Genomic DNA, 22,529 nt, shown 5'->3' on the forward strand with positions numbered 1-22,529 from the left:
CGGCCGTGCCCGCCGGGGCAGCGTCGCTGCCCCCGATCTTGACCCCGGGGACATGTCCCGGGGCGCGGTCGGGGGCGGAGACTCGGGGGCGAATGACGCAGAACCACCGGTGATCTGAAGGAGCGCGTATGCCGTCGTACCTGACCCCGGGCGTGTACGTGGAGGAGGTGCAGTCCGGTGCCCGGCCGATCGAGGGTGTCGGCACGGCCGTCGCCGCCTTCGTCGGCTTCGCCGGCAGCGGACCCTTCCACGAGCCCACGCTGGTCACCAACTGGGACCAGTACGTCCAGCGGTTCGGCGGGTTCACCGAGGGCACCTACCTGGCGCACTCGGTGTACGGGTTCTTCGCCAACGGCGGCGGCTCCGCCTACGTCGTACGGATCGGCGACCCGGCGCGGCAGGCCCCCGGCGGCGCGCCCGCGCCCGCCGTGGCGGCGGCCCCGCCGGCCGAGATCGGCGGCTTCCTGGTCTCCGCGCTGCCCGGTGCGGGCGGCGAGGTGTCCGTCGAGGTCGCCGACGCCGAGGGCGAGAACGTTCCCGACGACCGGTTCCGGCTGATCGTCCGCCGGGGCGCCGAGGTCGTCGAGAGCTACGACGTCTCCACCCGGAAGAACACCAAGGGCTACGTCGTCACCCAGCTGCGCGAGTCCAAGCTGGTCGCCGTCGCCGAGCAGCCCGGCGCCGCGCCGGGCCGCCCCGAGCGCCGCACCCACGCGCTCGCCGCCGCCCCGGCGCCCGCTCCCGCGACCGGCCCGGTGGTGGCCGCCGGCAGCCGGCTGGACCCGGCCGAGTACGTCGGCGACGCGGCCGCCCGCACCGGCTTCTCCGGCCTGGAGGCGATCGACGAGATCACCATGGTCGCGGTGCCCGACCTGATGAGCGCCTACCAGCGCGGCGACCTCGACGACGAGGGCCTGCGCACCGTCCAGCTCGCGGTGATCTCGCACTGCGAGCAGATGGGCGACCGGATCGCCGTCCTGGACCCGCCGCCCGGACTCAACGCCCAGCGGATGCGCACCTGGCGCCAGGAGGAGGCCGGGTACGACTCCCGCTACGCCGCCCTCTACTACCCGTGGATCAAGGTCTTCGACCCGGCCACCGGGCGCAACGCGCTGGTCCCGCCGAGCGGCCACGCGGCCGGGGTGTGGGCGCGCAGCGACGCCGAGCGCGGAGTGCACAAGGCGCCGGCCAACGAGGTCATCCGCGGCGCCGTCGACCTGGAACTGCGGCTCAGCAAGGGCGAGCAGGACCTGCTCAACCCGATCGGCGTCAACTGCGTCCGGGCGTTCCCCGGCCGCGGCATCCGGATCTGGGGCGCCCGCACCCTCTCCTCCGACCCGGCCTGGCGCTACCTCAACGTGCGCCGGCTCTTCAACTACCTGGAGGAGTCCATCCTCCTGGGGACCCAGTGGGTGGTCTTCGAGCCCAACGACGACCGGCTGTGGTCCAGCATCCGACGGAACATCACCGCCTTCCTCACCGAGGAGTGGCGGCGCGGGGCGCTGTTCGGCCAGACCGCGGCCGAGGCGTTCTACGTCAAGTGCGACCGCGACAACAACCCGCCCGAGTCCATCGACCTCGGGCAGGTCATCTGCGAGATCGGCGTCTCCCCGGTGAAGCCGGCCGAGTTCGTGGTGTTCCGGCTGGCCCAGTTCTCCGACAGCACCAGCCTCCTCGACGAGTGAGCCGCGGCACCACTGTCGACCCACACGTAGGCCCCACTGTCGATACGCATCGGAAGGTGACAGCACGCCATGGCTGAAGGCGATCCGCTCTCCACACACATATTCGGCGTCCAACTCGGCGGCTACAACGTCGAGTCCGTCAAGGAGATCAGCAACCTGACGGTCGAACAGGACGTCGTCGAGTACAAGCAGGTGACCCAAGAGGGCAAGCTGATCGTCCGCAAGCAGCCCGGCGCCCGACTGCCCGGCGAGGTGACCATCACCCGCGGCCTGGACAAGAGCGGCGCGTTCACGGACTGGATCAAGGAGACCCTCAACAACGGGGCGATCAACACCGCCCGGCAGAACCTCACCATTGAGGTCAAGGACACCACCGGCGCCACCCTGCGCCGCATCCAGCTCACCAACGCCTGGGCGAGCCGCTGGGAGGGCCCCACGCTCAGCGCGGGCGAGTCCAGCGCCGCGACCGAGACGGTGACCATCGTGTTCGAGGAGATCCGGGTCGAGTGAGGCGGAAGATCGGCCTTGAGGAACTGCTGGAAGGCGCCCCGGCCCCGCAGAACCCCGCGCCGCAGCAGCAGGCCCCGGGGCAGGCGGGAACGGCCGGGCCGCCCCGGCGGCAGTCCCCGCACACCGAGTTCGAGTTCGAGCTGCCGCTCGGCTACGTCGACGACGAGGGCACCGTGCACCGCCACGGCGCAATGCGCCTGGCCACCGCCCGCGACGAACTGATGCCGCAGATCGACCTGCGGGTCAAGGAGAACCCGGCCTACCTCAGCGTGGTGCTGCTCAGCCACGTGATCACCAGGCTCGGCGAACTCACCGACGTGCACACCGGCGTCGTCGAGCGGATGTACGCCACCGACGTCGCCTTCCTCCAGGACCTCTACCAGCGGATCAACAGCGAAGGCCACACGCGCGCCGCCGTGACCTGCCCGCACTGCGACGGCGCCTTCGAGGTCGACCTCGCCGGTGGGCGCCTGGGGGAATCGTGACGTACGCGCCTGCTCGGCTGTACGAGGAGATCGCGTACATCGCCTACCACCTCCACTGGTCCCGCGAGGACCTGCTGGACCTGACCCACCACGAGCGCGGGCAATGGGTGCGCGAAGTCGCGCGGCTCAACTCCCGTGTCAGCGAGGGTGGGTGAGCCGGGTGGGGCTGCGGGACTGGATCGGGCGGCGGCGGGGCGGGGCCGGGGCTGATTCGGGTGCTGAATCGGTTGCCGGTGCTGGCGCTGCTGCCGCTGCTGTCGGGGCCGCGCGTCCGCGTCCGGCGGTCGGGGGCGGGGGCTGGCGCGCGGTGACGCCGCTGGTCCCGACCCTGGCCGGGGCGTCGCCGCGCGGGGTCAGCGACGGACTGGCGTTCCGCTCCCGGCTCGCCTCCTGGCAGGACCCGACGCTGAGCGGCCCGCTCGGCCACGCCGTGCTGCCCTCCGCCCCGGCGGGCATCCTGCGGGCGGTCGCGGTGCCGGGCACTCCGTCCGTGGCCGCCGGGGGCGGGGACGCGCTCGTCCTGCGGCCCCCGGTGGTGGCGGCGGAGGAGGGACCGTCGGAAGCGCCGGAGCCGGTGGAACAGGTGGAGCGTCGGCGGGCTCGGCCCGTCCAACGGTCCGTCCGGCTAAGGAAGTTGCCCGTGCGGTCCGGGGCGCGTACGGGTGGTGCCGACCGGCGGGCCGGGGTGGCGGTTGCGGGTACGCCTGATGGTGCTGTCCCGGAGTCGGGTGCGGCAGCCGCTCCTTCCGGGGAGGCACGGCGGGGTGGTGCGGCAGGTCCGGCTGTTCAGCGTGCTGACCGGCGGGCCGGGGCCGCGGTGCCGGGTGCGTCCGAGGGTGCTGTCCCGGAGTCGGGCGCGGCAACTGCTCCTTCCGGGGCGGCAGTTGCGGACACGCCCGCCGGCGTGGCGGGTCGTGCGACCAGCAGCGAGGCGCCCGAGTCCGGTACGGCGCAGCACGGGGTGCCAGGGCGGAGTGGTGCGGCAGGTCCGGCCGTTCAGCGCGCGGTGCGACCGCGGGCCGTCAGCGTGCCGCTGACCGTCGCGCGGCGGCCCCGGCTGCTGCCCCTGCGGCCGGTGGCGGCCGTGCCGGGGCGGGGCGGGACGCCGTCGGGCGTCGTCGGAGAGGCGTCGTCGAGTCGGGGTGCGGAGGAGCCGCAGCCCGTCGCGGTGGCCGAGGAGTCGGCCGGCGGTGGGCAGGTGCCCGAGCGCGCCGATTCCGCGGCCCGGCCGGCGTCGTCGGGCCCGATCGGTGCCGCCGATGCCGTGGTCCAGCGTGCGGCCGCGCCGCGTGGTGATGCACCGGCCCGGCCGGTGCTCGGTGCGCCCTTGACCGGGCTGCCCGCGAGTGCCGTACCCGTCACCGCTTCCGGGCCCCGGGTTGCTGAGCCTGCCTCGGGGTCGTCGGCCATGCCGGTGGTCCGCGCCGAGGCCGGGTCCACCGGCGGCGGGGAGCCTGCGAGCGGCGAACGCGGGAGCGGTGAGCGCGGAACGCGTGTCTCCGGGCCTGGGCCCGTCGGCGGCGCATCCGCATCTGCATCCGTCCAGCGCACGCCCTCGTCGTCGTTGTCGAACACCGAACCAGCTTCTCGGGTGCGGCCCGAACCGGCCCAGGCCCCGGCTCGTACGCGCTCGGGTCTGGGCGCCCCCCTCGACGCCCTGCCGCCGACGGCCGCAGCGGCGGGCCCTGCCGTGCCGTCGCCCGGCGGGCGGCGGCGGATCCGACGAGGTGCCGGGGCTCCCGTGGCGGGTGGCGGACGGAGTGGACCGGCCGTCGTCGAAGGGACGGGCTCGACCGAGCCAACCTCCTTGCAGTTGAGTAAAACTGACGGACATTCGGAGAGCGCACGCACTTCGGGCGCGAGGCCGCAGCCGGTTGTTCCGGTGGATGCGCCAGTGGTTCCCGCGCGTCCGGCCGGTGGAGGCCTGGACGTGCAGCGGGCCGTCCGACCCGCCGCCCCGAGGCGCGGGTTGATCGGCGAGCGCCCGATGGCGGTCGCCCTCCCGACACCGTCTGCGCCCTTCGTCGGGGGCGCCGGTACTCGTGCGGGCACCGGCCCGGTGCCCGCCGCCCCGCTGGTAGTCCCGGCGGTCTGGCCCGCCTCGCCGGTGGGCCGTACGGAGGACGCGCAAGCTGCCGCGCCGTCTCCGAAGCCTGGCAGTGGTCGAGGGGTGACCGCTGCCCCCGATCGCCGGCCGAGCCCCGGGGGCGGCCGGTCTGCCGCAGCGCAGCCGGTGTCGCAGGTCCGCGGTGCCGCTGCGGTGGTGGGCCGTTCGTCCGGTGGGGGAGTCGGGCGCGGGGTGGTGGCTGCCGTGCAGCGGTTGCGCTCCCGGCGTTCGGTGGAACGCGGGGGCGGCCGGTCGCCGGTCGATCGCCGCTCAGTGCAGGGGAGTTCGGCGCCCGGCGGTGCCGCCCCGACCGCGGGTGCCCCCGCCGACCGTCCCTCGCCCGTCCAGCCCGGACGTCCTCGCGACGCGATGCCTGGGACGTGGCGGCCGCAGGGTGGCGGCCACAGCCCTTCGGCTTCTCAACGCCCCTCCGTCGCCGAGTCGTTCGCCGATTCGTTCGCCGGTCACCCGGGCCGCCCTGGGGTCGGCCCGTCGGCACGGTCCGTCGGGAGGTCTGCCCCGTCACTGCCCGTGGTCCGGCCGGCGCCTCCGGGGATCCAGCTGCTCCCGAGGGCGTCCGCGCACCCGTCCGGAGCGCCTTCGACGTTCGTCCAGCGGGCTCAATGGCCTTCGGCAGCATACGAGTTGTCGCCACCGGGGTCGGCCGCGCCCGCCCCGGTCAGGACGCCCGCGCAGGCCGCACCGCCCGCACCCCCCGTACCGCCCGCACCTCCCGCGCTGCCCGTGGTCCGGTCGCTCCAGCGACTGCCGGCCGCGCCCGGGGCGTCGCCGCAGGCGCAGCCACCCGCGGCCCTGTCGCCGATCCTGACCCGGGCCGTGGCGCCCGGGCAGGCCGTGATGAGTGCCCCCTCGGCACCGTCCCCGCAGCAGCCGCTCCAGCGGTCCGCGTCAGGTACGGCGCAGGTGCTCCAGCGGGTGGCCGAGCAGGCGGGGCTGGTGGGGGTGCCGTTGACCGCCGTCCCGGCGCGTCGGCCGACCACCGTGCAGGCGGCCCCGTCGAGCGCCGGTCAGCCCGGCGCCCACCGGACGGCCGGTGGGCACCAGCCGTCCGGGGGCGCCGCGGCGGCCGAGGGTGAGGACAAGCCGGACCACGCCGCGCCCGCCGACCTGGACGAACTGGCCCGGCGCCTGGTCGAACCGGTCGGACGGTTGCTGCGCACGGAGTTGCGCAGGGGCCGGGAGCGGGCCGGGAAGCCGTACGACCTGCGCCGTTGAGCGCGGGGACCGGCGCAGGACGGCCGCCGGAGGACCGGATCGACGTTGACCGTGAGCAGCACAGCAGGAGGCGGGGCCGATGACCGACAACATCTTCGCGAGCAGTGTGTTCTTCAGCCTGACCATCGGCGGCACCGACCTGGGCGAGTTCACCACCTGTTCGGGGCTCGGCGCGCAGGTCGAGATCGAGCAGTACGCGGAGGGCGGCAACAACGGTTTCGCCTGGCAACTGCCGGGCCGGATCACCTGGACGAACATCACGCTGAGCCGCGCGGTCACCGCGGACACCGCCAAGATCGCCCGGTGGCTGGACGAGATCGTGCGGAAGGTCGAACCGAAGAACGGCGAGATCGTGGCGCTGCGCCCGGACCTGACCCGCATCGCGGGCTGGCAGGTGCTCGGGATCGTCCCGGTGCGGTGGGAGGGGCCGTCCTTCGACCCGTCGAGCTCCCAGCCGGCGATGGAGTCCCTGGAGATCGCCCACGCGGGCCTGCGCCCGTCCTGAGCCCTCCCCGCCCCCCGTTCTCACCCCCCCCACCCAAGGAGCAGCAGGATGTCCTCGGCGGCCCCCGCGAGCGTCACCCGGGCCCAACTGACCATCATGGAGCCGCCGTCCACGGTCGGTGCCCAGCCCGGTGGTGAGATCGCGCTGCTCTCGCTCAAGTTCAACCCGGCGACCCTGGTGCTGCGCAAGACCACCGAGTGGCGGCGCACGCCGTCCCGGATGGCCGGCCAGTCGGCGCTGCCGGAGTTCGTCGGCAGCGGCCCGCGGTCGCTGTCCCTGGACGTGTTCCTGGACTCGACGTCGACCCACGACGACTCGGTGGAGCGGGCGGTGGCGCAGCTGATGACGGCGTGCGTGCCCACCCCGGCGAGCCTGGCGCGCAAGACCCCGGCCAGCCCGTGGATCCGGCTGGACTGGGGGGCACTCAAGACGACCTCGTTCAACGGGGTGCTGACCAGTCTGTCGGTCACCTACACGCTCTTCGACGTGAACGGCAATCCGCTGCGCGCGGTCTGCTCGCTCTCCATCGACGAGGCGAGCGTCGACCCGGCCGGGCAGAACCCGACCTCCGGCTCCCCGGAGGCCCGCAGCACCCACCGGGTGATCGCGGGCGACAGCCTGCCGCTGCTGGCCTGGCGGGCGTACGGGGACGCGACGGCCTGGCGCACGATCGCGGAGGCGAACGACATCGACGATCCGCTGGTGCTGGTCCCGGGCGCGGAGCTGATCGTGCCGGGCATCGACGAGCTCACCCGGGGCGGTGCGGCATGACCACCCCCGAGGCCCGGGGCGGCCGGCCGTTCGCCGCGGATCCCGTCGTCGAGGCGCCGGGGCCGCTGCCGCCGGTGTGGGCGGCGCAGCTGGTGTCCTGCGACATCGAGGAGAGCGTCGGCCTGCCGGACACGGCGGTGCTGAGCTTCCGGGACGCGGACCACACCTTCCTCGCCGCGACCGGGATCACCATCGGCACCGAGCTGCGGGTCTCCGTGGTGACGGTGCAGGGCAACACCCGGGCGCGGCTGTTCACCGGGGAGGTGACGGCGCTGGAGCTGGAGGTGGACACCACGGGCTCGTACACGGTGGTGCGGGCGGCGGCGGTGACCCACCGGCTGATGCGCGGGCGCCGGGTGAAGGCCTTCCGGAACATGACCACCGCCGACATCGTCCGCGAGGTCGCCGCGGGCGCGGGCCTGGCCTGCGGGCGGGTCGACTCCTTCCCGGTGGTGCACCAGCAGCTGTCCCAGGCGAACGTCCCGGACTGGGAGTTCCTGCAGTTCCTGGCGCAGGAGAGCGGTGCGCAGGTGCGGGTGGACGACGACGGGAAGCTGGAGTTCGTCCGGCCGCAGCCCGCCTCCTCGGCGCCGGCCCCGGCCACGCCCGCGCCGCAGAACCCGCTGGTGCTGGAGTACGGGCGCAACCTGCTGGAGCTGCGCGGGGTGCTGACCGGCGCGGCCGGCGCGGACACGGTCGAGGCGCGCGGGTGGAACGTGACCACCAAGAGCGCCCTGGTCGCCACCGAGCCGTCGGTGGCCTCGACGACCGTGCTGCCGGGGCTGAGCCCCTCGGTGGTGGCCTCGGCCTTCCCCGGGCAGGCCCGGCTGACCGTCGCCGACACCCCGTACCGCACCCAGGCGGAGACCGCCGCCGTGGCCCGCTCGCTGGCCTCCTCGGTGGCCGCGGGCTTCGGCGAGCTGGAGGTGGTGGCCGAGGGCAACCCGCGGCTGCGGGCGGGCGTCGCGGTCGCGCTGGGGAACGTCGGCGCGGCCTTCTCCGGCCGCTACACCGCCACCGGGGTGCGCCACCTGCTGGAGCCGTTCCGCGGCTACCGCACCACGGTGGTGGTCAGCGCCTCGCCGGACCGCTCGCTGGCCGGGCTGGCGACCGGCGGCAACGCGCCGCCGCGCGGGCCGCGGATGCCGGGCCTGGCCGTCGCCGTGGTCACCGACGTCCGCGAGCCGGGCGACGGGCAGCGCGGCTGGGTGCGGCTGAAGTTCCCCTGGCTGGACGACAGTTACGTCTCCGACTGGGTGCGCACCGTGCAGTGGGGCGGCCACGGCGGCGGTGGTGTGGTCAGTCCGGAGGTCAACGACGAGGTCCTGGTGGGCTTCGAGCAGGGGGACTTGGACAGCCCCTATGTGCTGGGCGGCCTCTACAACGGCGTGGACCGGCCCTCGCCGCACGACGTGCCGCTGGTCGACGCGACCGCCGGCAAGGTCAACCGCCGTTCCGTGGTGTCCCGTTCGGGGCACCGGCTGGAGCTGCTGGACGTGCCGGGCGGCAGCTCGGGGGTCCGGCTGGCCAGCGGGGACGGGAAGCTGGAGGTCCGCCTGGACCAGCAGCACGGCGAGATCGTGCTGACCGTGCACGGCGGGGTCGGCGGCGCGGGCAGCACCGTCCGGCTGACCCCCTCCGGCATCACCCTGGACGCGGGCACCGGTGAAGTGAACGTGCGCGGCGGCTCGGTGACCGTTCGTGGCACGACGGCCGTTACCGTGGACGGCGGGGCCGAGGCCGTCCTCAAGGGGGCCTTCGTGCGGATCAATTGACGGATCATCAAGTACGACAGCAGGCGCGTGCCCGTCAGGGCGCCATCGGAAATGGAGACCGTACATGCCCCCCGCAGCCCGGACCGGCGATCCGACCGACCACGGCGGCGCCCTCACCACCCCGCCGCCGGGTGCCCTCAAGGTCGCGACGGTGCTGATCGGCGGCCGGCCCGCCGCCGTGGCCGGCACCGTGCACGCCTGCGTCCCGCACGTGGAGATGGGCCCGGCCAACCTCGTCGAGCCCCAACTCGGCGGGGTGACCCGGGGGGTGGTGCTGATCGGCGGCCTGCCGGCGGCCCGGATGGGCGACAAGACGACCTGCGGCGCCACCATCGTCGCCGGGGCGTTCAACGTGCTGATCGGCGGAGCGATATGAGCGGCATGAGCGGCGCGAGCGGGCGGAGTACGGCGGGGGCGGGCGCATGAGCAGCGACTTCATCGGCCGCGGCTGGGCCTTCCCGCTGCGGGTGAACGCCACCGGCGGCATCGGCATGGTCGAGCGGGACCGGGAGATCGCCGAGGCGATCCGGCTGATCCTCGGCACCGCCCCCGGCGAGCGGCCGATGCGCCCGGAGTTCGGCTGCGGCGTCCACGAGTACGTCTTCGCCCCGGGCGACAGCACCACCGCCGGGCGGATCGCCCGCGAGGTGCGGATCGCGCTGGAGCGCTGGGAGCCGCGGATCACGGTCGACGACGTGGTGATCGCCTTCGACCGGGTCGACGAGGGCACGCTCTACATCGACGTCCACTACACCGTGCGGGCCACCAACGACCGCCGCAACCTGGTCTTCCCCTTCTACACCATCCCGGAGTCCCCGGGAGCGGAGACCCCGGACCTGGCACCGGCCGCCGCCGCCGTGGACGGGGGTGCCCGCTGATGGCACTGCCCTCCCCGAACCTGGACGACCGCCGCTTCCAGCAACTCGTCGACGAGGCCAAGCGGTACGTGCAGCAGCGCGCCCCGGAGTGGACCGACCACAACGTCTCCGACCCGGGCGTCACCCTGATCGAGACCTTCGCCTACCTGGTCGACCAGCTGCTCTACCGGCTGAACCGGGTGCCGGAGAAGAACTACACCGCCTTCCTGGACCTGCTGGGCATCCGGCTGTTCCCGCCCGCCGCCGCCCGGGCCGAGGTCGACTTCTGGCTCTCCGCCCCGCAGCCCGAGACGGTCCTGCTGCGCGCCGGCACCGAGGTGTCCACGCTGCGCACCGAGACCGACGACGCGGTGGTCTTCGCCACCGCCGAGGACCTCCCGATCGTGCCCAGCTCGCTGGAGCGGCTGGTCACCGTATCCGCCACCGGGGAGCAGGCCGACGTCACCGGCCGACTCGCGGACGGCGTCGACGTGCCCTGCTTCCAGCCGCGCCCGGCGGCCGGGGACGCCATGCTGTTCGCCCTGCCCGCCGTGGTGCCGCGCTGCATCCTGGCCGTCCGGCTGGACAGCCGGGTGGAGGGCGTCGGTGTCGACCCGCGCCAGCCGCCGCTGGTCTGGGAGGTGTGGGACGGCGCCCGCTGGATCGCCTGCGAGACCGGCAGCGACACCACCGGCGGCCTCAACCGGCCCGGCGAGGTGGTGGTGTTCGTGCCCGCCGGCCACACCGCCTCGGTGGTGGCCGGGCGGCGGGCCGGCTGGCTGCGCTGCCGGGTGACCGAACCCCGGCCGGGCCAGCCGTTCTACTCCGAGTCCCCGACGGTGCGCCGGGCCGAGGTGTTCACCGTCGGCGGCACCGCCACCGCCGTGCACGCCCAGACCGTCACCGACGCGCCGCTGGGCACCTCCGAGGGCGTCGCCGGGCAGCGCTTCCGGCTGAGCCGGCCGCCGGTGCTGCTGGACGGCGGACCGCCGGTGGTCGAGGTCTCGGCCGGGGAGGGCTGGCAGCGCTGGACGGTCGTCGAGCACTTCGGCGAGTCCGCGCCGACCGACCGGCACGTGGTGCTCGACGCCACCAACGGCGAGTTCCACCTGCCGCCCGCCGTCCGCGAACCGGACGGCAGCCTGCGCGCCTTCGGCGCGGTGCCGCCCAAGGGCGCCCGGCTGCGCGTCCCGCAGTACCGCACCGGCGGCGGGGTCGCGGGCAACGTGGCCCGCAACACCGTCACGGTGCTGCGCAGCTCCGTCCCGTACATCGCCCGGGTGGACAACCGGGAGGCGGCCCGGGGCGGGGTCGACGGCGAGACGGTGGAGAACGCCAAGGCGCGCGCCCCGCACCAGCTGCGGCTGCAGGAACGCGCCGTCACCGCCGGGGACTTCGAGCTGATCGCCCGGCAGGCCGCGCCCTCCGCCGCCCGGGTCAGCTGCGTGCCCGCCACCGGCGGGGAGGCCGGGGCGGTACGGGTGCTGGTGGTGCCGGAGGCCGTCGCCGACGAGGGCGAGCGGCTGCGCTTCGAGCAACTCATCCCGGACGAGCAGGTGTTGGCCGTCGTGGCGAGCGCGCTGGACGAGCGGCGGCTGATCGGCACCCGGGTGCTCGTCCAGCCGCCCGCCTACCAGGGCGTGACCGTGGTCGCCCGACTCACCACCCGCGCCGCGGACCCCGACCGGGTCCGCGAGGCGGTGCTGGACGAGCTCTACCGGTACCTCAACCCGCTGCGCGGCGGCGCCGACGGCACGGGCTGGCCGTTCGGCCGGGCGGTGCAGTACGGGGAGGTGTTCGCGGTGCTCCAACGGGTGGCCGCCGTCGCCGGGGTCGAGGAGCTGCGGCTGTTCCCGGCCGACCCGATCACCGGACGCCGGGGCGCGCCCGCCGAGCGGGTCGACATCCCGCCGGACGCCCTGGTGTTCTCGCACCAGCACCAGGTCGTGGTCACGGCGGCCGGAGAGGACGGCGCGTCATGACCCGTGCCGCCGTCCCGGGACTGCCCAGCCCGCACCCGATCGGCGAACTGCTGCCCGCGCTCTTCGCCGAGGACGACTTCGCCCAGCGGTTCACGGCCGGCCTGGACACCGTCCTCGCCCCGGTCTTCGCCACCCTGGACAACCTGCCCGCCTACTTCCGGCCCGAGCTCGCGCCGGCCGACTTCCTGGACTGGCTGGCCTCCTGGGTCGCGGTGGAGGTCGACCCGGCCTGGCCGGACGAGGTGCGCCGGGCCGTGGTCGGAAGCGCGGTGGAACTCCACCGGTGGCGCGGCACCCGGCGCGGGCTCGCCGAGCGGCTGCGCCTGGTGCTGGGCGCCGGGGCCGAGATCACGGACGGCGGCGGCGCCGTCCGGTCCACCGACCCCGGCGGCGTCCTGCCGCCCGCGCCGGGCGGCGGCGAGGTGCTGGTCCGGGTCTGGCCGCTGGGCGGCGCGGGGCTGGACGAGGAGCAGGTGCTGTCCGTCGTCCGGGCGGGCTGCCCGGTCCACCTGACCTGCCGGGTCGAGATCCTGCCCGGTCCACCCGGGCGAGCGGAGGGCTGACGGATGCCGGTGTGTCCCGAATGCGGAACGGCCAACGCGGAAGGCGACGACTTCTGCGGCAACTGCGGTGCCTACCTGGGGTGGTCGCGCCGCGCACCCGCCCCGGCGGGGCCCGCGCCCGTCGCGGCGGAACCCGAGCCCGAGGCTGCGCCCGAACCTGCTGCGCCCAAGCCCGAGCCCAAGCCTGCGCCCGAGCCGGCTGCGCCCGACACCTCGCGCAGCTGGCGGAACGTCTCCCGGCGGGTCACCAGCCGCAGCCGGCGCACCGAGCCGCCCGCCGCCCCGGAGCCCGCGGCCCCCGAGCCGCTCGCCGCCGAGACCTCGCGTTCGACCGCCACCCCGGCAGCGCCCGGACCGGCGCCCGCAGCGGAACCCAAGCCCGAACCCAAGCTTGAACCGACCCCCGATCCCAAGCCCGACCCGGCACCCGAACCACCCGCCGCACCGCAGACCGACCCGGTGGCCGTGCAGCCCGCCAAGCCCGTCGCGCCGCGCCCCGTCGTCCGGTCCTCCGCCGTCGAGGAGGCCCAGGACGGCCCGCCCTGCCCCCGCTGCGGCACGCCCAACCTGCCCGAGCGCCGGTTCTGCCGCCGCTGCGCGGCACCGCTGACCGCCCCCACCCCCGCCCCCGAGTTGCCCTGGTGGCGCACCCGGTGGCCGTTCCGGCGCCGGGTGCGGATCGGCGGCTCGGGCAACGCGCTGCGCCGCACCATCGCGCTGATCGTGCTGCTCGCGCTGGTGGCGGCGGGGATCCTGCTGTGGCCGCTCGGCAAGAACGCCTACCAGGACGTGCTGGACAAGCTGGGCAGCACCGCGCCGATCGCGCCCTCGGTGACCACGGCGAGCGCCGCAGTCGAGGGCCATCCCGCGAGCGCGGCCGACGACGGGGTCTCCAACACCTACTGGGGCGCGCCCGCGATCGGGGACTCCATCAGCTTCACCTTCCGCACCCCGTTCCGGCTGGTGGACCTGATCGTCAGCACCGGTGGGTCCGCCGACCCGGAGGAGTTCCGTAGGCAGGCCCGCCCGTTGGTGCTCGCCCTGGAGGTGACGGCCTCGGACGGGGAGGTGCACCGCAAGCAGGTCACGCTCAACGACCAGCCGGGCCCACAGACCGTGGTGACCGGGATCAGCGACGTCGCCCAGGTGAAGCTGACCGTCCGCGAGGCGGCGGGCACCGGCCCGGGCCGCACCATCGCGCTGGCCGAGGTGGAGTTCTTCAAGCGGACCTGAAGGGGCGCCCGCCGGGGCCGCCGCCCCGGCGGGAGGTGTCAGAGGAAGTACAGGCGGTTCAGCGGGACCTCCTCGGCGGGGTCGGAGTACAGCGGGGCGCCGTCGAGGGTGACCAGGCCCTGCTGCCCGTCGACCAGGATCTGTCCGAGGCGGCTGTTGCGGACCAGGTCGGCCGGCCCGATGCCGCGGGTGTGGCGGACGGCGACCCGTCGGCGCCGGGTGGTCATGCTGTCGTAGGGGCGGTCGCCGGTGCCGGCCTCGGCGGCGGCGCGGCTGGTGAAGGCCACCGACAGGTCGGCGGGGGTGGCGCCGTGGGCGCCGAACAGGGGCCCCAGGACGAGGGGTTGGCAGCTCTCGGTGGCGGCGTTGGGGTCGCCGGTGACGCCGTAGGCGGGGAAGCCGGCCTTGAGGACTAGGTACGGCTTGGCGCCGAAGGAGGCGGGGTTCCACAGCACCAGGTCGGCGAGCTTGCCGACCTCCACCGAGCCGACCTCGTGCGAGAGCCCGTGGGCGATGGCCGGGTTGATGGTGAGCTTGGCGATGTAGCGCAGCACCCGCTCGTTGTCGTCGGACGGGCCGTCGCCCTCCATCGGTCCGCGCTCGGCCTTCATCTTGCCGGCCATGGCGAAGGTGCGGCGCACGGTCTCGCCGGCGCGGCCCATGCCCTGGGCGTCGGAGGAGGTGATGCCGATCGCCCCGAGGTCGTGCAGCACGTCCTCGGCGCCCATCGTGCCGCCGCGGATGCGGTCGCGGGCCATGGCGGCGTCGCCGGGCAGGTCGGTCTTCAGCCCGTGGACGGAGACGATCATGCCGTAGTGCTCGGCGATCGCGTCCCGGCCGTACGGCAGGGTGGGGTTGGTGGAGGAGCCGATGACGTTCGGCACCCCGGCCATCTTGAGCACGTTGGGGACGTGTCCGCCGCCGCAGCCCTCGATGTGGAAGGCGTGGATGGTCCGGCCCTCGAGCACCCGCAGGGTGTCCTCGACCGACAGGCACTCGTTCAACCCGTCGGTGTGCAGGGCGACTTGGACGTCATGGACCTCCGCGACGGAGAGCGCGGTGTCCAGCGCCCGGGTGTGCGCGCCCATGTCCTCGTGCACCTTGAACCCGCAGGCGCCGCCCTCGGCCAGGGCCTCCACCAGCGGGGCCGGGTGGGAGGACGAACCGCGGCCCAGGAAGCCGATGTTGACGGGCCAGGCGTCGAAGGCGTTGAAGGCGTGGCGCAGCGCCCACGGTGAGTTGACGCCGACGCCCCAGGCCGGGCCGAACTCCTGGCCGATGATGGTGGTGACGCCGGAGGCGAGCGAGGCCTCCATGATCCGGGGGGACATCAGGTGGACGTGGGTGTCGATGGCCCCGGCGGTGAGGATCAGGCCCTCGCCGGAGACGATCGCCGTCCCGGTGCCGACCACCACCTCGACGCCGTCCAGGGTGTCCGGGTTGCCGGCCCGCCCGATCGAGGCGATCCGGCCCTCCCGGATGCCGATCGAGGTCTTGCGGATGCCCTGGACCGCGTCGATCACCAGCACGTTGCTGATCACCAGGTCGCAGGTGTCGCGGACCGCCGCGGCCTTGAGGTGGATGCCGTCGCGGGCGGTCTTGCCGAAGCCGGTCAGGAACTCGTCGCCCGGCCGCTGGGAGTCGGACTCGACCCGGACGACCAGCCCGCTGTCCCCGAGCCGGACCCGGTCCCCGGCCCGCGGGCCGTGCACGGCGGCGTACTCGGCCGCCTCGATCGACCCGCTGCCGATGCTGCTGCTCACGGTTGGCTCTCCTCCGCCTCGTCGTCACTGCTGGCACCGCTGGCACTGCTCGCGTCGCTCGCGCCGCTCGCCCCGAGGTAGCCCTGTTCGGCCGCCCGGCGCAGCGCCTCCCGCCGGACCCGGGGCGAGTCCAGCGGTCCGTCCACCAGCCCGGCGAAGCCGATCGCGACCCGCTCGCCGCCGATCGGGACCAGCCCGACCTCGACGTCGGCGCCCGGGTCGAAGCGCACCGAGGAGCCGGCCGGGACGGCCAGGTGCATGCCGTAGGCGGCGGCCCGGTCGAAGGCCAGCCGCGGGTTGGCCTCGAAGAAGTGGAAGTGCGAGGTGACCGAGACCGGCACGTCCGCGGTGTTGCGGACGGTCAGCGTGCGGGCCGGCGTGGGCAGCGGCTCGGCGCCGCGGCCGGGGAGCACGGCGCCGGGCGCGGCCTCGCCGAGGCCGCCGCCGCCGAAGGGGTCGGCGATCACGGCGAGCCGGGTGCCGTCCTGGAACACCGCCTCGACCTGGATCTCGGTGACCAGGTCGGGGACGCCGGGCAGGACGTCGGCGGGGGAGAGCACGGTGCGGCCGCGGTGGACGGCCTCCGCCAGCCGGAGGCCGTCGCGGGCGGCCTCGCAGACGGTGTCCGAGATCAGCGCGGTGGCCTCGGGGACGTTCAGCCGCAGGCCGCGGGCGCGGCGGGCGCGGGCGAGTTCGGCGGCGGTGAAGATCAGCAGCCGGTCGCGTTCGGTGGGGGTCAGCTGCACGGGGGCTCCTTCTCCCTCGGTGCGGGGTGCGCCGAAAGGGCGGCTCGGGGTCAGGCGGCGGGCTGGTCGTGGGTCGAGCAGTGGATGCCGCCGCCGCCGGAGGCGATGGTGTCGATCTGCACGGGGACGATCTCGCGGTCCGGGAACTGGTCCTTGAAGACGTCCTGGGCGTGCCCGTCGGCCTTGGCGTCGCCGAACAGCGGCAGGTAGACGCCCTTGTTGCCGATGTAGAAGTTCATGTACGAGGAGACGAAGGCGTCGCCGCGGCCGGTGATCCGGTCCGGGTCGGGCTGGCTGATCTCGATCACCTTGAGCTTCTTGCCGGTGGCGTCGGTGGCGTCCGCCAGCACGGCCCGGGCCTGGTCGGCGGAGCGGGACCAGACGTCCGCGGGCATGCCGGGGAAGGCCCGGTCCAGGAAGACCACGCCGGGGGCGGCGAAGCGGGCCAGGCAGTCCACGTGGGCGTCGGTGATGTCCTTGCCCCTGACGCCGGCCAGCCAGATCACCTTGGTGACGCCCAGCGCCTGCTTGAGCTCGGCCTCGATCTGGTCGCGGTCGCGGCCCGGGTTCCGGTTGGCGTTGACGATCGAGCTCTCGGTGACCATCAGGGTGCCCTGGCCGTCGGTCTCGAACGAGCCGCCCTCGGCGACCAGTTGGGTCGCGACCCGCTCGATCCCGTACTTGTCCAGGACGGCCCGGGCGATCCGCGCGTCGTTGTCGTGCTGCTGCTTGCCGCCCCAGCCGCTGAAGTTGAAGTCGACGCCCTTGACCTTGCCGCCCTCCTCGACGAACACCGGGACGGTGTCGCGGGCCCACAGGTCGTCCACCGGGACGGACAGCAGCTCGACGTCCTTGCCGCAGGCGTTGCGGGCCGAGTCCTCCTGACCGGGGCGCACCAGCAGGACCAGCGGCTCGCGCCCGCCGATGGCCCGGGCCACCGAGGCGATGTCCTTGCGGACGGCCCCGAGCTGTTCGCCCCAGACGTTCTCGGAGGCGGGCCAGGCCATGAAGGTCCGCTCGTGCTTCTCCCACTCGCCCCCGAGCCGGCGGCCGCGGGCCGGGGCGGGCGCGTCGGGTGCCGCGGAGGCGCCCGCGGACGGCTGGTCGGCGGTGGTGGCGGCGGAGGACGGGGCGGCGGGCTCCGCCGGGTCGTCGGTGGCCGCGCAGGCGGTCGCGCCGGCCGCGATCAGACCGGCGCCGGCGAGGGAACGCAGCACCGTGCGGCGCGCGAGGGAGGACTGGAACACGGTGGACTCCGGTGGGGCCGAGGGTGGGTCGTCCGGTGCGGCGGGGCTCGCAGGAGTGCGCGCGGCACCGGTCGGCGGCGGGCGCAGTCGCCCGGCCTGTCGGGAACTGCACTCTCGCATTGACTGAAAAATCAGTCAAGCTTTAGGGTGAAGCCACCCAAACCACCCCGAGACGACCCGGGCCGCCCGCACACGGCCCCGGTCCCGACGACGAAAGGACGGGTGAGGCGGCGATGCTGCGCAACGGACTGGAGCCCTGGCACCTGCTGGTGGTGCTGGCGGTCGTGGTGCTGCTCTTCGGGTCCAAGAAGCTGCCCGAGATGGCGCGCGGACTGGGCAAGTCGATGCGGATCCTCAAGGCGGAGACGGCGGCCATGCGGGAGGAGGACCAGCCCGCCACCAGCACGCCCGCCACCGGCACGCCTGCCGCCGGCACGACGACGCCCGGCCCGGCGGCTGTGGCTACGCCCACGCCCGGTACGCCCACGCCTGGTACGCCCCCGACCGGCACGCCCGAGACGGCTCGGCGCCCGGTCTGACCGGCCCGGCCGGAGCCCCGGCCATGCCGAGAGCCCGTCGCCCCACCCGCGAGGGGAGGAGCGGCGGGCTCTCGGCATCACCGACCGGTCAGCCGTTGCGGCGGTAGTGGTCCAGCGACACCCTGACCGGCCCGTCGCCGCCCGCGGTCGACAGCACCCGCACCACGGCCAGCTCCTTGCCGTCCGCGGACCGGACGCAGAAGGCGCCGCGCGGGCCGACCGCGCTGAACGGCACCCGGGTGGTGGGGTGGCTGCCGAGCCCCTGGAGGCACTCGGCGACGCCGAGGCCGGCGTCCCGGCCGATGTAGGAGTCGGCGTTCTCCGGGACGAAGAACTCGCTGTCGCTGCGCCCCACGTACCAGTTCACGCTCTCGGTCGGCACCACCGTGCCCGCGGCGAGGTCGAACTCGTAGCCGGGGTCGGCCGAGGTGAGTTCGACGGCCCGGTAGTCGGCCGTGAAGTCGGCGGCGGGCCCCGGCGAGGGGCGGGTCGGTGCGGGCGTGGTGGGGCGCGCGGCGCCCGACGGTCCGGTGGGCGTCGGCGAGGCCGTGGGCGCGCCGGGCGCGGGGGAATCGGACACCGGGGTCTCGGCCGTCGCCGCCTCCACCTGGCCCGGGTCGTCGAGCACGAACGCCGCGGCCGCGGCCCCGACGGCCAGGGCGACGACGGCGACCAGCGCGGTGCGCCCGCGGACCCGCCTGGGCCGCGCCGGAGCGACGGCTGCGGCGGTCGCGGCAGGAACGGCAGGAGCGGGCGCCGCATCGGGTACGGCCGGCGCGGCCGGTACGGCCGCGAGCACGGTCGGTACGGCCGCGAGCACGGTCGGCGTCGGCGTCGCCGCCGGCGCGAGCACCGTCGGAGCCGCGTTCAGCCCGGGCCCGGCGGCCCCGGCGGCCCCGGCGGCCTCGGCGGGCACCTGCGGCAGCTCGGCGTGCCGGGTGATCTGGCTGGTCAGCGGCTGCGGCAGCCAGTCCTCGCCGAACCTGAGGTGTCCGTCCACCGCGGGGTGGCCGGCGGCCGCGGCGATCACCTCGGCGGTGGTCGGCCGGTCCTCGGGGCGCTTGGCCAGGCAGCGCCGGAGCAGGTCGCGCAGACCCTCCGGCACCCGGTCGAGGTCGGGCTCCTCGTGGACGGTCCGGTAGAGCGTCGCGGGGTGCGGGCCGTCGCCGAAGGGCGGGGCGCCGCCCGCGACGTGGACGGCGAGCGCGCCGAGGGCGTGGACGTCGGTGGCCGTGGTCGCGGGCTGCCCCATGGCCTGTTCGGGGGCCATGTAGGCGGGGGAGCCGATCTGCAGCCCGGTGCCGGTCAGGGCGACGGCGTCGGCGGCCCGGGCGATGCCGAAGTCGATCACCCGGGGGCCGTCGGCGGCGATCAGCACATTGCCGGGCTTGAGGTCGCGGTGCACCACCCCGCTGGCGTGGATCGCCTGGAGTGCCTCGGCGATCCCGGCCACCAGCAGCAGCACGGTGCGCTCCGGGAGCGGGCCGTACCGCTGCACCACCTGCTGGAGCGAGGGGCCGGGCACGTAGGCGGTGGCCAGCCAGGGGGTGGCGGCGTCCGGGTCGGCGTCGACCAGTTGGGCGGTGAACAGTCCGTGGATGAGCCGGGCGCTGGCCACCTCCTGGGCGAACCGGGCCCGGAAGTCGGGGTCCCCGGCCAGCTCGGGGCGCACCACCTTGAGCGCCACCGGGCGGCCGCCCGGGGTGTACGCGAGGTAGACCCGGCCCATGCCGCCGGCGCCGAGCCGCGCGTACAGCAGGTGGCCGCCGACCTCGCGCGGGTCGTCCGCGGTCAGCGCCTGGAAGACCGGCTGGAGGGCGAAGGGGGAGCGGTCAGCGGACATGGGGCGGCCTCTCTCGGCGGACAAGGAGGGGTGTGACACGGATGGCATCGCGGCGAAGTTTAGAGGCTCCGTCAGGGGAAGGCGCAGCGGGCCCGGCGCAGGGCCGGTGAAAGCCTGGTGAGAGGGGATGGGGCGACCTGGAGCGATTCGGGCAATTGACTGAATTTTCAGTTTGATGGAGGATGCGGGGCAACCCAGAGGAAAGCGCCGGACGAAACACCGCGCGCGGCCGCGTGGCCGGCGGCGACCCCGCCCCTCCGCCGACGCGCGTTCCAGGAAGGACCACCGTGCAGGCCACCATCGACGAGACCGGCGCACCCCCCGCGACGCCGCCCCGAGCCCCCCGCCGCAGCTGGCGCTTCGCCGTCCTGCTGGCCATGGTCGTCGCCCTGTGCGGCAGCGGCATCGGCCTCTACCTCAACGAGCGCAACACCCGCGAGCAGACCCGCGAGCTGGCCGTCCCCTCGGCGGCCGACTGGATCGAACTCGACGTCACCGCGCAGGACGTCGACCCGACGGCCCAGCAGCTGACGCTCTACGTCACACCCGTCCCGCACGGCCGCTTCGCCGCCGGACCGGGCTCCCAGGCCTTCGCCCGCCCGGCCGAGATCACCGTCACCGGCACCCCCAGGGTCACCATCAAGGCGGCCGAGGGGGAGGCCGCGCCCTCCCAGCTCGTCCAGGTGGGGATGTACGACGGCACCAAGACCGACTACCCCTTCGACCGCTACCGCATGGAGGCCGGCTTCGCCGCCACCAGCGCGGGCGCGGCCGTGCCGGTCGGCGTCGTCTTCACCGACACCGACCCGTTCTTCGTGCTGCGCCCGCAGGCCACCACCGCGAACAACGGCGCGGTGAGCCTGGACACGAAGATCACCCGCTCCCGCAGCACCTTCATCCTCTCCTGGTTCATGATCGCGGCGATGTGGGCCCTCGCCCTGGCCGTCCTGGGCGCCGCCGAGGTGCTCTACCGCAAGCGCGAGGGCCTGGTCTGGCCCTCCCTGGGCTGGATGGCGGCCAGCCTGTTCGCCCTGATCGGGATGCGCAACGCCGCCCCCGGCGCGCCGCCGATCGGATCGCTGATGGACTACGTCGCGTTCTTCTGGGCCGAAGGGATCATCGCCGCGAGCCTGGCCTGCACCGCCTGGTGCGGCATCCGCACCGAGCACCGGCTGCGCCGCGAGAAGGAGGCCGAGGCCGACGCGGCGTGATCAGCCCGCGGCGGGCCGCCGGCGACCGAAGGTGGCAGTGCCACCGGGTGACTGGTCGAGTGGGGGCCATTGCGCCAGGCGGAGCAGGGACAGGGCGTGGAGCAGGTCGTGGGTGTGGGCCAGCACGAAGCCCTGAGGGTCGGTGAGCTCCCAGTCGCCGACGGCGGGGGCGGGGCTGGCTCTGCCCAGCGGGCGGGGATGGGTGATGTCGGTGCGGTCGTGGATCTGGATGACGCCGTCGACCGCGGCGGCGGTGTAGGTGCGGCCCATGCACTTGATGGCCACCGGGCTGGAGGTGAGCTCGTCGATGCCGATGGTCCGGGTGATCGTTTCGAGCCGGCCCGGGTCTTCGGGCAGCTGGTCCGACATGGTGTTACAACTCTCAGCGAGTGCCTGTGTTCCCTCGGTCACCTTACTCGCAGGTGCACGCGCCTTCCCCTTGTTTCTCCATCGCGCGCATCCTTGACCCTGCCTGACAACGACGTCGGACCGCGGGGGGACTCATGGACGACCAGGACGTGCTCGACGAGGTGTCCCGAGCCGCCCGGCAGGCAGCCGCCACCGGCACGGTCGCCTCCTACATCCCGGCACTGGCCCGGGTCGACCCCGCCGCCTTCGGGTTCGCGATCGCCCCCGCCCCCGCCGCCGACCCCGGGCCGGTCCGCGGCACGGGGGACTGGCGGGTGCCGTTCTCCATCCAGTCCCTCTCCAAGGTCTTCGCGCTCGCGCTGGTCCTGGCGGCGGACGGCGACACGCTGTGGCAGCGCGTCGGCAAGGAGCCCTCCGGATCCCCGTTCAACTCCCTGGCCCAGCTGGAGCGTGAGCGCGGCATCCCGCGCAACCCCTTCGTCAACGCCGGCGCCCTGGTGGTCACCGACCGCCTGCAGAGCCTGACCGGGGATGCCAGCGGAGCCCTGCGGGAGTTCCTCCGCGCCGAGAGCGGCAACCCCGCCCTCGACTTCGACCCCCGCATCGCCCGCTCCGAACGGCGCCACGGGCACCGCAACGCCGCCCTCGCCCACCTGCTGGCCGACCACGGCAAGCTCGCCAACCCGGTCAGAACCGTGCTGTACCACTACACCCAGCAGTGCTCCATCGCCATGACCTGCCAGGACCTCGCCCTGGCCACCTGTCTGTTTGCCCGGCACGGAATCCGGGCCGACGCCACCCGGCTGCTCACCCGCAGCGAGGCCAAGCGCATCAACGCCGTCATGCTGGTCGGCGGCACGTACGACGCGGCCGGCGAGTTCGCCCACCGGGTGGGACTGCCCGCCAAGAGCGGGGTCGGCGGAGGCATCATCGCCGTCGTCCCCGGTCGCTGCGGCCTGTGTGCCTGGGGCCCGGCCCTGGACGACCACGGCAACTCGGTGGCCGGGATCACCGCCCTCGACGCCTTCACCACCCTCACCGGCTGGTCGGTGTTCTGACCGACCCGGTCCGGGCAAGGGTTATCACGGGCGAGTGGGCCCCG

21 protein-coding genes are annotated in these 22,529 nt (G+C 74.7%); 16 read left to right on the top strand and 5 right to left on the bottom strand.

The features are described 5' to 3' along the window. Positions 1-128: 128 nt before the first annotated feature. The 13 genes from ACFVXG_RS41160 to ACFVXG_RS41220 all read left to right on the top strand — a co-directional run bounded on the left by ACFVXG_RS41160 (position 129) and on the right by ACFVXG_RS41220 (position 13,709). Positions 129-1,685 (top strand): phage tail sheath family protein, encoded by a 1,557-nt coding sequence (locus ACFVXG_RS41160; RefSeq protein WP_387935530.1) that lies wholly within the window; start codon positions 129-131, stop codon positions 1,683-1,685. A 69-nt stretch (positions 1,686-1,754) separates the two neighbouring features. Then, positions 1,755-2,195, top strand: coding sequence for a phage tail protein (locus ACFVXG_RS41165; RefSeq protein ID WP_350509413.1), 441 nt, complete (start codon positions 1,755-1,757; stop codon positions 2,193-2,195). Then, positions 2,192-2,680, top strand: a complete 489-nt coding sequence (locus tag ACFVXG_RS41170; protein ID WP_350509414.1) for a hypothetical protein — start codon at positions 2,192-2,194, stop codon at positions 2,678-2,680. The genes ACFVXG_RS41165 and ACFVXG_RS41170 overlap by 4 nt, the downstream gene beginning before the upstream one ends. Further along, on the top strand, positions 2,677-2,835 hold the full coding sequence (locus ACFVXG_RS41175; RefSeq protein ID WP_387935532.1) for a DUF6760 family protein: 159 nt from the start codon (positions 2,677-2,679) through the stop codon (positions 2,833-2,835). The genes ACFVXG_RS41170 and ACFVXG_RS41175 overlap by 4 nt, the downstream gene beginning before the upstream one ends. Before the next feature lie 2,810 nt (positions 2,836-5,645). Next, entirely contained in the window at positions 5,646-6,023 is a 378-nt protein-coding gene (locus tag ACFVXG_RS41180; protein WP_387935534.1) for a hypothetical protein, read from the top strand. A 79-nt stretch (positions 6,024-6,102) separates the two neighbouring features. After that, positions 6,103-6,528 carry a phage tail protein gene (locus ACFVXG_RS41185; RefSeq protein ID WP_387935536.1) on the top strand — a complete coding sequence of 142 codons (426 nt, stop codon included), beginning with the start codon at positions 6,103-6,105 and terminating at the stop codon, positions 6,526-6,528. 48 nt (positions 6,529-6,576) lie between these two features. Then, entirely contained in the window at positions 6,577-7,299 is a 723-nt protein-coding gene (locus ACFVXG_RS41190) for a LysM peptidoglycan-binding domain-containing protein (RefSeq protein ID WP_387935538.1), read from the top strand. Next, positions 7,296-9,074 carry a VgrG-related protein gene (locus ACFVXG_RS41195; RefSeq protein WP_387935539.1) on the top strand — a complete coding sequence of 593 codons (1,779 nt, stop codon included), beginning with the start codon at positions 7,296-7,298 and terminating at the stop codon, positions 9,072-9,074. Before ACFVXG_RS41190 ends, ACFVXG_RS41195 begins: the two co-directional genes overlap by 4 nt. Before the next feature lie 64 nt (positions 9,075-9,138). Further along, a complete protein-coding gene (locus tag ACFVXG_RS41200; protein ID WP_387935541.1) occupies positions 9,139-9,450 on the top strand; it encodes a PAAR domain-containing protein in 312 nt (103 codons plus the stop codon). Between the two features lie 46 nt (positions 9,451-9,496). Then, entirely contained in the window at positions 9,497-9,952 is a 456-nt protein-coding gene (locus ACFVXG_RS41205) for a GPW/gp25 family protein (RefSeq protein WP_387935543.1), read from the top strand. Continuing rightward, positions 9,952-11,913: a putative baseplate assembly protein gene (locus ACFVXG_RS41210; protein ID WP_387935545.1), complete on the top strand. Its 1,962-nt coding sequence runs from the start codon at positions 9,952-9,954 to the stop codon at positions 11,911-11,913. The genes ACFVXG_RS41205 and ACFVXG_RS41210 overlap by 1 nt, the downstream gene beginning before the upstream one ends. Continuing rightward, on the top strand, positions 11,910-12,476 hold the full coding sequence (locus tag ACFVXG_RS41215; protein ID WP_387935547.1) for a phage tail protein I: 567 nt from the start codon (positions 11,910-11,912) through the stop codon (positions 12,474-12,476). Before ACFVXG_RS41210 ends, ACFVXG_RS41215 begins: the two co-directional genes overlap by 4 nt. Positions 12,477-12,479: 3 nt before the next feature. Next, positions 12,480-13,709: an NADase-type glycan-binding domain-containing protein gene (locus ACFVXG_RS41220; protein ID WP_387935549.1), complete on the top strand. Its 1,230-nt coding sequence runs from the start codon at positions 12,480-12,482 to the stop codon at positions 13,707-13,709. A gap of 38 nt (positions 13,710-13,747) precedes the next feature. Here ACFVXG_RS41220 and ACFVXG_RS41225 read toward each other — a convergent pair whose 3' ends face one another. From ACFVXG_RS41225 to ACFVXG_RS41235, 3 genes are read right to left on the bottom strand one after another with little or no spacing between them, the layout of a single operon-like run. Beyond that, entirely contained in the window at positions 13,748-15,472 is a 1,725-nt protein-coding gene (locus ACFVXG_RS41225; RefSeq protein ID WP_387935551.1) for an urease subunit alpha, read from the bottom strand. Beyond that, entirely contained in the window at positions 15,469-16,218 is a 750-nt protein-coding gene (gene ureA / locus ACFVXG_RS41230; RefSeq protein ID WP_387935553.1) for an urease subunit gamma, read from the bottom strand. The genes ACFVXG_RS41225 and ureA overlap by 4 nt, the downstream gene beginning before the upstream one ends. A 50-nt stretch (positions 16,219-16,268) precedes the next feature. After that, complete coding sequence (locus tag ACFVXG_RS41235; protein ID WP_387935555.1) at positions 16,269-17,465, bottom strand: agmatine/peptidylarginine deiminase; 1,197 nt, start codon at positions 17,463-17,465, stop codon at positions 16,269-16,271. Between the two features lie 233 nt (positions 17,466-17,698). On the opposite strand from ACFVXG_RS41235, the gene tatA reads away from it, so the two are divergent. Then, positions 17,699-18,004 carry a Sec-independent protein translocase subunit TatA gene (tatA, locus tag ACFVXG_RS41240; protein ID WP_387935557.1) on the top strand — a complete coding sequence of 102 codons (306 nt, stop codon included), beginning with the start codon at positions 17,699-17,701 and terminating at the stop codon, positions 18,002-18,004. A gap of 88 nt (positions 18,005-18,092) precedes the next feature. Here tatA and ACFVXG_RS41245 read toward each other — a convergent pair whose 3' ends face one another. After that, entirely contained in the window at positions 18,093-19,847 is a 1,755-nt protein-coding gene (locus tag ACFVXG_RS41245) for a protein kinase (protein ID WP_387935559.1), read from the bottom strand. A gap of 287 nt (positions 19,848-20,134) precedes the next feature. Between ACFVXG_RS41245 and ACFVXG_RS41250 the strand changes: the two genes are divergently transcribed. Beyond that, a complete protein-coding gene (locus ACFVXG_RS41250) occupies positions 20,135-21,058 on the top strand; it encodes a DUF4436 family protein (protein ID WP_387935561.1) in 924 nt (307 codons plus the stop codon). Here the strand turns inward: ACFVXG_RS41250 and ACFVXG_RS41255 are convergent, their stop codons facing one another. Next, positions 21,059-21,427, bottom strand: a complete 369-nt coding sequence (locus tag ACFVXG_RS41255) for a hypothetical protein (protein ID WP_387935563.1) — start codon at positions 21,425-21,427, stop codon at positions 21,059-21,061. 134 nt (positions 21,428-21,561) lie between these two features. Here ACFVXG_RS41255 and ACFVXG_RS41260 point away from each other — a divergent pair, with 134 nt between their 5' ends. Further along, positions 21,562-22,485, top strand: a complete 924-nt coding sequence (locus ACFVXG_RS41260) for a glutaminase (protein ID WP_387935565.1) — start codon at positions 21,562-21,564, stop codon at positions 22,483-22,485. The last annotated feature ends 44 nt before the right edge of the window (positions 22,486-22,529 follow it).

This window comes from Kitasatospora sp. NPDC058162 (assembly GCF_042884005.1).
Taxonomy (GTDB): Bacteria; Actinomycetota; Actinomycetes; order Streptomycetales; family Streptomycetaceae; genus Kitasatospora.

Coding starts and splice junctions, on each gene's coding strand:
- ACFVXG_RS41160 (WP_387935530.1), top strand. CDS start 129: ATGCCGTCGTACCTGACCCCGGGCGTGTACGTGGAGGAGGTGCAGTCC.
- ACFVXG_RS41165 (WP_350509413.1), top strand. CDS start 1,755: ATGGCTGAAGGCGATCCGCTCTCCACACACATATTCGGCGTCCAACTC.
- ACFVXG_RS41180 (WP_387935534.1), top strand. CDS start 5,646: ATGAGTGCCCCCTCGGCACCGTCCCCGCAGCAGCCGCTCCAGCGGTCC.
- ACFVXG_RS41185 (WP_387935536.1), top strand. CDS start 6,103: ATGACCGACAACATCTTCGCGAGCAGTGTGTTCTTCAGCCTGACCATC.
- ACFVXG_RS41190 (WP_387935538.1), top strand. CDS start 6,577: ATGTCCTCGGCGGCCCCCGCGAGCGTCACCCGGGCCCAACTGACCATC.
- ACFVXG_RS41195 (WP_387935539.1), top strand. CDS start 7,296: ATGACCACCCCCGAGGCCCGGGGCGGCCGGCCGTTCGCCGCGGATCCC.
- ACFVXG_RS41200 (WP_387935541.1), top strand. CDS start 9,139: ATGCCCCCCGCAGCCCGGACCGGCGATCCGACCGACCACGGCGGCGCC.
- ACFVXG_RS41205 (WP_387935543.1), top strand. CDS start 9,497: ATGAGCAGCGACTTCATCGGCCGCGGCTGGGCCTTCCCGCTGCGGGTG.
- ACFVXG_RS41210 (WP_387935545.1), top strand. CDS start 9,952: ATGGCACTGCCCTCCCCGAACCTGGACGACCGCCGCTTCCAGCAACTC.
- ACFVXG_RS41215 (WP_387935547.1), top strand. CDS start 11,910: ATGACCCGTGCCGCCGTCCCGGGACTGCCCAGCCCGCACCCGATCGGC.
- ACFVXG_RS41220 (WP_387935549.1), top strand. CDS start 12,480: ATGCCGGTGTGTCCCGAATGCGGAACGGCCAACGCGGAAGGCGACGAC.
- tatA (WP_387935557.1), top strand. CDS start 17,699: ATGCTGCGCAACGGACTGGAGCCCTGGCACCTGCTGGTGGTGCTGGCG.
- ACFVXG_RS41245 (WP_387935559.1), bottom strand. CDS start 19,847: ATGTCCGCTGACCGCTCCCCCTTCGCCCTCCAGCCGGTCTTCCAGGCG.
- ACFVXG_RS41255 (WP_387935563.1), bottom strand. CDS start 21,427: ATGTCGGACCAGCTGCCCGAAGACCCGGGCCGGCTCGAAACGATCACC.
- ACFVXG_RS41260 (WP_387935565.1), top strand. CDS start 21,562: ATGGACGACCAGGACGTGCTCGACGAGGTGTCCCGAGCCGCCCGGCAG.